Annotated in this window: 5 protein-coding genes, 1 tRNA gene, 2 rRNA genes and 1 pseudogene; 5 read left to right on the top strand and 4 right to left on the bottom strand. The window is 53.0% G+C overall.

Annotated features, from left to right (window positions below; translation table 11 throughout):
- The first annotated feature begins 197 nt into the window (after nucleotides 1-197).
- The 3 genes from DHN10_RS04470 (at nucleotide 198) to DHN10_RS04480 (ending at nucleotide 3,409) form a co-directional block, all read left to right on the top strand.
- A 23S ribosomal RNA gene (locus DHN10_RS04470) occupies nucleotides 198-3,028 on the top strand.
- A 121-nt stretch (nucleotides 3,029-3,149) separates the two neighbouring features.
- Nucleotides 3,150-3,264 (top strand): 5S ribosomal RNA (gene rrf / locus DHN10_RS04475).
- 68 nt (nucleotides 3,265-3,332) lie between these two features.
- Nucleotides 3,333-3,409 (top strand) — tRNA-Met (locus DHN10_RS04480).
- A gap of 504 nt (nucleotides 3,410-3,913) precedes the next feature.
- On the opposite strand, the pseudogene DHN10_RS04485 reads toward DHN10_RS04480, so the two are convergent.
- A pseudogene (locus DHN10_RS04485) lies at nucleotides 3,914-4,045 on the bottom strand (IS5/IS1182 family transposase); the annotation flags it as partial.
- A gap of 162 nt (nucleotides 4,046-4,207) precedes the next feature.
- On the opposite strand from DHN10_RS04485, the gene DHN10_RS19650 reads away from it, so the two are divergent.
- Entirely contained in the window at nucleotides 4,208-4,348 is a 141-nt protein-coding gene (locus DHN10_RS19650) for a hypothetical protein (protein WP_159086912.1), read from the top strand.
- A 316-nt stretch (nucleotides 4,349-4,664) separates the two neighbouring features.
- On the opposite strand, the gene DHN10_RS04490 is transcribed toward DHN10_RS19650, so the two are convergent.
- From DHN10_RS04490 to DHN10_RS04500, 3 genes are all read right to left on the bottom strand, one after another.
- Nucleotides 4,665-5,795 carry an MFS transporter gene (locus tag DHN10_RS04490; RefSeq protein ID WP_159086913.1) on the bottom strand — a complete coding sequence of 377 codons (1,131 nt, stop codon included), beginning with the start codon at nucleotides 5,793-5,795 and terminating at the stop codon, nucleotides 4,665-4,667.
- Nucleotides 5,796-5,913: 118 nt separating this feature from the next.
- A complete protein-coding gene (locus DHN10_RS04495; protein WP_159086914.1) occupies nucleotides 5,914-6,738 on the bottom strand; it encodes a hypothetical protein in 825 nt (274 codons plus the stop codon).
- A 55-nt stretch (nucleotides 6,739-6,793) separates the two neighbouring features.
- The gene (locus tag DHN10_RS04500; RefSeq protein WP_108814058.1) at nucleotides 6,794-7,654 is read right to left on the bottom strand and encodes a helix-turn-helix domain-containing protein; all 861 of its coding nucleotides are present in this window, start codon (nucleotides 7,652-7,654) and stop codon (nucleotides 6,794-6,796) included.
- A 1,202-nt stretch (nucleotides 7,655-8,856) separates the two neighbouring features.
- Between DHN10_RS04500 and glgB the strand changes: the two genes are divergently transcribed.
- A complete protein-coding gene (gene glgB, locus DHN10_RS04510) occupies nucleotides 8,857-11,091 on the top strand; it encodes a 1,4-alpha-glucan branching protein GlgB (protein ID WP_108814060.1) in 2,235 nt (744 codons plus the stop codon).
- The last annotated feature ends 13 nt before the right edge of the window (nucleotides 11,092-11,104 follow it).

Here is an 11,104-nt window from a genome sequence, read left to right on the forward strand (position 1 = left end):
GGATCTACCAGTTGCTTCGTGCAACAAATCTATTTTGTTCCAAGTCAAGTACACTAACCGGAACAGAAGTAATTCTGTTCGAACAGTGTTTGTTGCGAACCAGCGGCAAGCACTGCAATGTATGCATTTTGATTAAGGGCCCTTTTGATTTTACAAAAGGGAGGGCCCACAGAAGTAGTCTGACTATTTCTGGATCAAATCAAGCGCGAAAAGGGCGTTTGGTGGATGCCTTGGCAGTAAGAGGCGATGAAAGACGTGATACTCTGCGATAAGTCATGGGGAGCTGAGAATAAGCTTTGATCCATGAATTTCTGAATGGGGCAACCCACCTGATACTTTGTTATTATTATCCTTCGGGATGATTAATAATAAGGTAAACCAGGTATTTTTAACCTGAATACATAGGGTTAAAAAAGCAAACCCGGGGAACTGAAACATCTAAGTACCCGGAGGAAAGGAAATCAATAGATACTCCCCTAGTAGCGGCGAGCGAACGGGGACCAGCCGAGCTGTAAGTGTGATTAGAATGGTCTGGAATGGCCAACCATAGTGGGTGACAGTCCCGTATAAGAAGCATGATCAGACGTATTAAGTAGGGCGGAACACGTGAAATTCTGTCTGAACATCGGAGGACCACCTTCGAAGGCTAAGTACTCCTTACTGACCGATAGCGAACCAGTACCGTGAGGGAAAGGTGAAAAGCACCCCGACGAGGGGAGTGAAACAGTACCTGAAACCGAACGCCTACAATCAGTTGGAGGACCCTTGAGGTCTGACAGCGTACCTTTTGTATAATGGGTCATCGACTTAGTGTATCTAGCAAGCTTAAGCCGTTAGGTGTAGGCGCAGCGAAAGCGAGTCTTAATAGGGCGACTGAGTTAGATGCATTAGACCCGAAACCGAGTGATCTAGGCATGTCCAGGATGAAGGTAAGGTAACACTTACTGGAGGTCCGAACCCACACCTGTTGAAAAAGGTCGGGATGAGGTGTGCCTAGGGGTGAAAGGCCAATCAAACTCGGAGATAGCTGGTTCTCTGCGAAATCTATTTAGGTAGAGCGTCGGACGAATACCCTCGGGGGTAGAGCACTGAATGGGTAATGGGGGCCCACAGCCTTACTGATCCTAATCAAACTCCGAATACCGAGGAGTAATATCCGGCAGACACACAGCGGGTGCTAACGTCCGTTGTGGAGAGGGAAACAACCCTGACCTACGACTAAGGCCCCTAATTCATGGCTAAGTGGGAAAGCAGGTGGGACGACCAAAACAACCAGGAGGTTGGCTTAGAAGCAGCCATCCTTTAAAGATAGCGTAACAGCTCACTGGTCTAAATAAGTTGTCCTGCGGCGAAGATGTAACGGGGCTCAAGCCATGAGCCGAAGTCTAGGATGCACATAGTGCATGGTAGCAGAGCGTAGTGTGACATAATTCCATGCGTCCTTAGTGCCTTCGGGTACATTGGACGCAAGGAATTTTCTGTGAAGCCGGCGTGTGAGCGATCCGGTGGAGAGATCACTAGTGAGAATGATGACATGAGTAGCGACAAAGGGAGTGAGAGACTCCCTCGCCGAAAGTCCAAGGGTTCCTGCTTAAAGCTAATCTGAGCAGGGTAAGCCGACCCCTAAGGCGAGGCCGAAAGGCGTAGTCGATGGGAACCAGGTTAATATTCCTGGGCCAGGAGGATGTGACGGATCTCGAAGGTTGTTTTCCCTTATCGGATTGGGAAGGCTGCTTAGAGGTTCCTGGAAATAGCCCTCCATGAGATCGTACCCTAAACCGACACAGGTGGACTGGTAGAGAATACCAAGGCGCTTGAGAGAACCACATTTAAGGAACTCGGCAAAATACCTCCGTAAGTTCGCGAGAAGGAGGCCCGTTCAGAAGGCAACTTTTGGGCGGGGGCACAAACCAGGGGGTGGCGACTGTTTACTAAAAACACAGGGCTCTGCGAAGTCGCAAGACGACGTATAGGGTCTGACGCCTGCCCGGTGCCTGAAGGTTAAAAGGAGGAGTGCAAGCTCCGAATTGAAGCCCAGGTAAACGGCGGCCGTAACTATAACGGTCCTAAGGTAGCGAAATTCCTTGTCGGGTAAGTTCCGACCTGCACGAATGGCGTAACGACTTCCCCGCTGTCTCAAATGTGGACTCAGCGAAATTGAATTTCCTGTCAAGATGCAGGATACCCGCGGTTAGACGGAAAGACCCCATGCACCTTTACTATAGCTTCGCATTGGCATCAGGCACAGTATGTGCAGGATAGGTGGTGGGCTTTGAAGCAGTGACGCTAGTCATTGTGGAGCCTCCCTTGAGATACCACCCTTATTCTGCTTGATGTCTAACCGCGGCCCGTTATCCGGGTCCGGGACCCTGCGTGGTGGGTAGTTTGACTGGGGCGGTCGCCTCCCAAATTGTAACGGAGGCGCGCGAAGGTTGGCTCAGAGCGGTCGGAAATCGCTCGTTGAGTGCAATGGCAGAAGCCAGCCTGACTGCGAGACTGACAAGTCGAGCAGAGTCGAAAGACGGCCATAGTGATCCGGTGGTCCCGAGTGGAAGGGCCATCGCTCAACGGATAAAAGGTACGCTGGGGATAACAGGCTGATGGTGCCCAAGAGTCCATATCGACGGCACCGTTTGGCACCTCGATGTCGGCTCATCTCATCCTGGGGCTGGAGCAGGTCCCAAGGGTACGGCTGTTCGCCGTTTAAAGAGGTACGTGAGCTGGGTTTAGAACGTCGTGAGACAGTTCGGTCCCTATCTTCCGTGGGTGTAGGATATTTGAGAAGAGTTGCCCCTAGTACGAGAGGACCGGGGTGAACGATCCACTGGTGGATCAGTTGTCGTGCCAACGGCAGTGCTGAGTAGCTATGATCGGACAGGATAACCGCTGAAGGCATCTAAGCGGGAAGCCCCCTTCAAAACAAGATATCCCTGAGAGCCGAGGTAGACCACCTCGTCGATAGGCCAGAGATGTAAGCGCTGTAAGGCGTTCAGTTGACTGGTACTAATTGCTCGATAGGCTTGATTTGATCCAGTAATAGTAAGACTGGCAAATCAAAGTTCATACACACACAATCATCAGTATACGATGATCAAGGAACAACGCGGTTCACAGCGTGAACCAGCTGATGTTTTGTACTTCTTTTTTGGTTTGGTGATCATAGCGCGAGCAAAACACCCGATCCCATCCCGAACTCGGCAGTTAAGTGCCGCAGCGCTGATGGTACTGCGTCTTAAGGCGTGGGAGAGTAAGTCATTGCCAAACCTAATAAGAAGTACAAGTTATCTCTCTATCGATGCACCTCATATCTATACATTGAGGTGCGCTTTTGGCGCGGGATGGAGCAGCCCGGTAGCTCGTCAGGCTCATAACCTGAAGGTCGTAGGTTCAAATCCTACTCCCGCAACCAAAATAACGGAATAATATCAGTATGTTAAGCGCCGCCCTCGGGTGGCTCTTTGCGTTCCCGTTCCCGCGCTGGAAGCACTGTGGAAGCAAGCGGAGCGCATTCAGGACTGTGGCGACAGCGCAACGCGTGGACAGATTACAGCTCGGCTCCGTCACGCCTCACCAGTGATTAGCCGTTCAAACGGTGAAAATCCGTCACCCATCGCATACCAGCGAAAACAACGTAGATTCTCCAACCGTTCGAATCCCCTATCCTGATCGTCCAGAACCGTTCAACCAAACCGTTGCAAACGGTTCGAGAAAAGTCACAAATGAAAAGGGATACGAAAATGAACGATACAGCAAAACTCGGGCTGACATTGCCCGCGCTTCTCAATCCAGCAACAGCGACTGTCGTTGGTCTCGGGCTAGGACTGCTCTGGTTGCTGCGTGACGACGAAGAAGAAACAACCGTTGAACCCGTGAAGATCAAGCGCCTTCCGCCGCCTGTGCCAACCGCAGTGAAGCCGTTGCGATTGATGAAGGTATCGCCGCTTGATACACGCCCATCATCAACGCGTGGTCGACCTCGGCTCTTTGAAAAGAACGGTCGAAGCCGCACCATCTGCGCTTCAGTCAGCCAATAGAGATTACTCATCTGTCTCCAATTCATTGGGGTTCGTGGATCATCCCAACAACCCAGCATCAAGCCGAATATTGGGTCCTGACCCAAGTGTTTGAGAGTTCATGATGCCTGTTTCCTTTTGGATGCATCATAGACTTCTAGGCGGCTTCGAGTCAGGCGCGATTTCAGGCCCAGATGCAACGCTTACGGTGCTACTGTGGTGGGACGTCCAGTAATGCCGGCCGTGACATGCGCCTCATCGACACCAAGGAAACGCTGGAGATGGCATTGGACGCCGGGCCCGAAGAGAACGTGGCAGTAGATCGTTTTCTGTGATGATGAGATTCGAATCTCTTGCACCGGTTTGGTGCGTTGGAGGCGAGGGGTAAGGCGCAGCTGCGTCCTTCCTGCCGCAACGTTAAGCGAACTAAGGCAGGTATCAGCGACAAAAAGTCTTGGGCCGCAGAAATTGGGCGCAGTTTTCGCAAATTTTGGCCACATTCAAGTGTTGTTTTGGACTAAATCGCGACACACCCGGTTTACACTCACCCCCTGACCATCCCAGCAAGGCGCCGCTTTTTCGAAAGCGGCGCCTATCCTGTTCAGGACGTATGGCTGCCGACTCTGTGCCGCAAGACACCGTTGGCGATGATCAGTTGCTGATCATTTCGCGTTCTTGATTGTCGATCTGATGGAGCTTCTTTGTTGCCCTATAGGCAAAGAGGAGGGCCAAAGCGGACAGGATGCTGACGCCGGTGACCGCTAGAAGTGGCATAGATTGAGCCAGAGTAAGGATCGTAACAACACCACCTACACGCGCAAATGAGATATCAAGGCTTGCAGAAAGGGCGGATGTCCCCTTGGGGGCAAATTTCAAAACCAGCATGGTCGAGGGGGCGTTGCTGCAGGCCAAGCCAGCCCCCACCAGCATGGATGACACCGCCCACAGGACAAAGGTGTCGGCGTAGTAGGCAAGACCAAAGCCTACAGCGATGAAGACCGGTGCAATTGTCAGGATGCTGCGAATATGCGGTTCATCCACGGCATTTCTTAGCAGCGCGCTCGCGGTGGAGAATGTCAACCACATGATCGACAGTGCAAACCCGATGCTCACGACCGAGACATCGCTTTGTGCCAATCGAATAGGGATACAAAAGAGGTAAAAGGAGATCGCGCCATATGTGCAGAAGATATAGCCAAACATCAGCCATAGATCAGGGGTGCGCAGGGCTTTTACCTGGTTCTTGCGGGCTGCGGGCCTAGCTCGGGTTTCAGTCGGGATGCGGGCGCTTTGAACAACGGCGAGCGCTGCCAGAGAGACGACAGCAAAAATTCCGAAGGCAAAGCCCCAGCCAAATCCTACAAGAACACGGCTGTAAAGCAGTGGTGCAAGGGCAGCTGCATAGCCGGCTACACTCCCCCAGAGAATAAGTATCTTTCCCGGTTTGTCCGGCGACGCCCGTGTCAAAAGGACGGGCACCAAAGGCGAGAACATCCCACCCCCAAACCCCTGCAGTGCTCGCGCACTGATCACGTGCTGATAGCTCTCTGCCAAAGCGACAAATGCCGATCCCAATGCAAAGCAAAGCACGCCCACGGCAAAGACCATCTTGGCTTCAAGCTGATCACCGAGCCATCCACCCAGAAGCACCCCAACAGCCACGGCAATGCCGTAGGAGTTGAAGAACCAGGTCAGTTCACGGATTGTCAGCCCGAATTCAGCCTGGATCGTCGGCAGAAACAACGGAACCAGTGTGAGCTCCATCACGAATGCGATGCTCACAGCAATGGATCCGATTATTGTTCTGCGGGATGACACTAAAGACCGGCCAATCGAAGTGGTTTCAATAAAATAATAGGGGTCTTGTTACACGCTCAACCTAAGGTTGAAAGCCAAAAAGCTAACCTTTTGAATCTACAGGTGTCAAAGTTGCACGAATGGCTGCCACTTGGGCGCCTTCCTGAAGTGTTTCTGCTTCATGTGACAGTGCGTTTGCCATGTCGTTGGCATTCATCCAGATCAAGTAATCTTCATCTGTGACCTGCTGATCTGGGCCGATCCATTTACCGGGCTCACAATGACTATAGCCATAGCGCAAATGCGCACCCTTCGCCGCCAACTGTTTGGGCACAAGCGCAAACATGTAATCTGGCGTCCAGGTCTGCTGCACAATCTCAAACAGCAGGCGCGACAACAGATTTGTTGCACCACGGCTGCGCGGCCCACCCAACCCACGGTTCGGCAACCAGAAATCGCCTTGATAGCAAACCCGACCGGTGACGGATTTTAGCGCCTCTGGCCCGCGGTAGAATGTCAGGTCAGGATCCGGCGTTGTGTCAGGTGTAATATATTTGTGGCGATGCACCTCGAAATGCTTGCCTAGCGAGATGCCCGGCAGGTCCAGCAGGCGCACGGCTTGCGTGTGGATCACCTCGTTGGCGTCATTGAAACCACAGATCCAGAACCCGTTGGTTTCATCAATGAAAGAGCTGGCGGTATCAAAGATTGGATACAAGCCACCGCGATCAATCTGAGAGTTCCGATGGGACCGGTACACTGAAAAATCACCGCCAACCTCGACCCGCATTCCTGCGTCTTCGAGTTCACGGAGAATACCGGATACGTTCTTGATCATGCCAAAAATACTGCGCGCTGACATCTCTGGTTCCTTCATCGCCTCGTGCGAGTTGAGCAACACTACTATCAGATCGTAAATATTGTGCACTACTTTTTGGCGAAATTACCGAAATTATTGGACAATTTCGCCATGAACGGTGCAGTTAGGACACCTCGTCCGCGAATTCGGGTAGCGAATCCATCACGATGTGATCCGGCAAGACCGGCGGTGCGATGTCTTTGACTGCATCAATTTCGACTTGATTGGTGATGGCGGCAAGCACGGTCAGGCCAGGCGTGCCATCTGGAAACACGCACCCAAGAAGCAAACGTTGGAACGTGACGGGCAACGGCTCTCCACCATCTTTGGCAAGATAGGCGTAGATGTGGTCAAGGCGCACGCCGCCTTCTTCATAGATGCGGGAATAGGCGCCAGCGATGAATTCGTTATATTCGTCGCCGACGTCATCTTCGTTCATCAACTTGCCGATGGCACTTCTGGACCATGTCCAGCCGAACCATCTCGCATAGGCCGATTCCGATCCAACATCGACAAAGACCCAACCCGCCGGGCTCATCCGGTAAAGGAGCGAATAAGGTCGAATGACCTCCATTTGTTCATGTTCGATACGGGTTTCCGCATTGCCCCATGCCACAAAGGCCCTGCGCATCAGTGGCAAACCTTTCAGCGCAACCTGCGAAACCGAATGCTGCTGCGAGAAAAACATCAGACCATTTTCGTCGGTGTACTGGAACTTTTCGAGGCCATGTGAAGAGTTCTTCTTCAACGAAGATTGGCCAGCCCACAAATCCAGCTGCAAAAGCAGCGACTTGGCATCGTCGAGCGAGCCTAGGCCTTCGGGTGTCAGGTGGTAGTGGCGATCCACTACTTCAAACAACTTCTCGCCTCGGATCGTCTCCAGATCAGTGATGTGACGTCGCACGGTTTGACGGGTGGCACCAAGCTCGGCACAGGTCTTGGACAGGTTGAGGTTCTTACTCATGCACACAAACGCGCGCAGCATGGCTACCGTAACACCGCCGTTGTTTTTCGATTGGTACAACTTGTCTCCAAGGTATTCGCAGGACTTAAACGCAGTGGATCAACAAAATCGGATCCGGCGACAAGCGTATCGTAGGTTGGGATAATTAATAGGGGCTGAAACAATGCATTTGCGACAGCTTGGCCATTTTGTTACACGAAGGCACCGATTTTTTGTAATATTTTTCCACACGTACCATTCAAACGAACACCATTCAACCGACCGCTCCTTACTCTTGATGTCCGAAATCGACAGACAGGCAGAGATTCTTCAAACTGTCGCCATCGTTTGAACACTTTGCTTTGGAGTATCGAGCAGCGAAAGGAGTTGCCATGAATATCATTAATTTTCTTAGTAAATCTGCAACGCTCTCAAGTCCACCACCTGGGTCCATCAACGTTCTTTTGGGAACCAAGATCGATGGACCGGGCGGAAAATGGATCCCATGTGCCACGAAAACGGTTGATGGATCCTATTATTCGGGGTTGTTTCAAGTAGGGCCCGGCAAACGGCAGGTCTGTGCGGCCAGCGTGCCATTGCGTTGCCCAAGGGAAGCCCTGTCTCGTGCGATCGAGTTGGCATCCTCAGCCGCCGCATAAGCCGTTACCGAAAGTCTTTCGTCACATAGTGCGGCTCTACCGCAATTTTGTTGTGCGCATCTGTACAAAGCAGAAGAACAGTGCCCCCAGCAGGGCACTGTTCTCATGATACGATCTAGCGATGCCGCAACGGGCGCCAAACGCAAAACACTTTCAATCGTCACCTTAGACCTGACAGCTCCCGCAGACTCACACAACTGTGGGTCCCATCAAATCAACACTCTTGCCCACTGGCAAAAACTACACTCGTACAACAAATCGCTAAACCACGATCACTCACTACGTTCACTCGTTATACTATCGGACACACCACTCCCGTCCGATGATTCAGTTTTGAAGAAAATCCAGCTTCATAACAATTCTCCAAATTTGTAACTTCGCTGGGTTAATTTTCATCCATCTATGGATGATTTTTCATACATCAAGTCGATCGTTTCAAACCTTCGGTCGCCCTCGACCAAGCGGCCGATCAAAGCCCAAGCCTTGTTCCCTTATTGCCTTGCGTCGATTTGGCATAGTGCATCGAATGCGTTTAGGGTGAAGCGACCGGGCACTTGCAGCGCCCGCAAGTTAGGGAGCGCGTCGATGGCAACAGATCCAAAGACGGATCAATCAAGACCAAAGCCAACGGGCGCAGCCCAACCTGAGCATCTATCGACAGAAACACTGAGCGCGCTGAACGCGGGTACCCATCAAAGCCCCTTTGATGTGCTGGGGCCGCATAAATCAGGCAATCGCCGCTGGGTCGTGACACTACAACCTGGCGCACAGTCGGTCTCTGCGCGCGTCGGCACGAAGGAAACGCCGCTTGCGCGCATATCTGGTGATGTCTTTGCCGCCGTTGTGCCCGGAAAAACCTATCAGCTTGTCGTGGTTTACCCCGATGGGAACATGATCACGCTGCAAGATCCCTATGCCCTTGGTCCGGTGTTGGGCGATATTGACGCCTACCTGCTGGGTGAGGGCACCCACAAGCAGCTTTGGCGTGCGCTTGGGGCGCATGTCATAAAACACCAAGGTGCGAAGGGCGTGCATTTTGCGGTCTGGGCGCCCAATGCCCAGCGGGTCTCGGTTGTTGGAGACTTCAACCTTTGGGATGGCCGCCGACATGTGATGCGACCGGTCGGCGAGACCGGGGTTTGGGAAATCTTCTTGCCCGGACTGACTGAGGGTACGCTCTACAAATACGAGGTTATTGGGCAGGACGGCGCTGCGCGCCTCAAGGCAGACCCTGTGGGGTTCGGTTCGCAGCATCCCCCCGAGAAAGCCTCGGTTGTGCGCGATATCGAGGGCTACGGCTGGAAAGACAGCGGATGGATGCAGGGCCGAAAGGCTGCGAGTGGTGTCGCGGCACCGGTCTCTATCTACGAAGTCCATCTTGGGTCTTGGCGGCGCAGGTGGGACGAGGCGGGGCGTCCGCTTTCGTACAAAGAACTAGCACAAGAGTTGATCGACTACGTCAACGACATGGGCTTTACCCATATTGAACTTCTGCCGATCTCTGAATTCCCGTTTGATGGGTCCTGGGGGTATCAGCCGGTTGGGCTATATGCGCCTACGATCCGTTTTGGCCTGCCACACGAGTTTCGGGACCTGATTGACGCCGCCCATGGCGCAGGCATCGGAGTGCTGCTGGATTGGGTGCCGGGGCATTTCCCTAACGATGACCACGGTTTAGCGCAGTTTGATGGCACCCCGCTTTATGAACACGCCGACCCGCGCGAGGGGTTTCATCAGGACTGGAACACGCTGATCTACAACTACGGGCGCACCGAGGTGAAGAACTATCTGGTGTCCAACGCGTTGTACTGGATCGAAGAATACCACCTTGACGGGCTGCGCGTCGATGCTGTGGCATCAATGCTTTACCGCGACTATTCGCGCGATGAGGGACAATGGGTGCCCAACAAGGATGGCGGACGCGAAAACTACGAGGCAATCGATTTCCTCAAGGAAATGAACACCGCCGTCTACGCAGCCCACCCCGATGCGATGACCGTAGCCGAGGAAAGCACGTCTTTTCCAGGTGTGTCGCGGCCTGTTGATCACGGCGGGCTGGGCTTTGGCTACAAGTGGAATATGGGTTGGATGAACGACACGTTGTCCTACATGCAGCACGATCCGATCCACCGCCAGTATCACCATGACAACATGACCTTTGGCATCCACTATGCCTTTTCCGAGAACTTTATCCTGCCCATCAGTCATGATGAGGTGGTGCATGGCAAAGGGTCGATGTTGACCAAGATGTCAGGGGACGATGAAGAGAAGTTCGCGAACCTGCGCGCTTACTATGCTTTCATGTGGACCCACCCGGGCAAGAAGTTGCTGTTCATGGGGTGCGAATTTGCCCAACCCGAGGAATGGAATCACGATGCTGCGCTAAATTGGGAGGCGGCCGATCAACCCGCCCACAAGGGCGTGCAAAATCTGGTCCGTGATCTGAACCGGCTTTATCGCGAAACGCCTGCATTGCATGTGATGGATTGCGAGGCAGACGGCTTCCAGTGGCTGAATGGTGATGCCGCGCAATCCACGATGGGGTACATGCGCATGGGTGCGAAGGGTGATCCGCCTGTGATTGTCATGTGCAACTTCACACCAGTCACGCGGTCCGAATTCCGCGTAGGAGTTCCCTTGGCCGGACATTGGGAAGAAGTGCTGAACACTGACGCTGCTGCCTATGGCGGTGGCAATAGGGGCAATCTTGGCGGTGTGGACAGTGTGCCAGAGGCAGCCGACGGTCAGGAGCAATCTGTTCAACTTGTGCTGCCGCCGCTTTCTGTGGTGGTGCTGCGCTTGCGGACAAAAGAGACTTAAGGGGAGAGAGACG

Origin of the sequence: Loktanella sp. Alg231-35, from assembly GCF_900143545.1 — a bacterium.
Lineage (GTDB): Bacteria > Pseudomonadota > Alphaproteobacteria > Rhodobacterales > Rhodobacteraceae > Yoonia.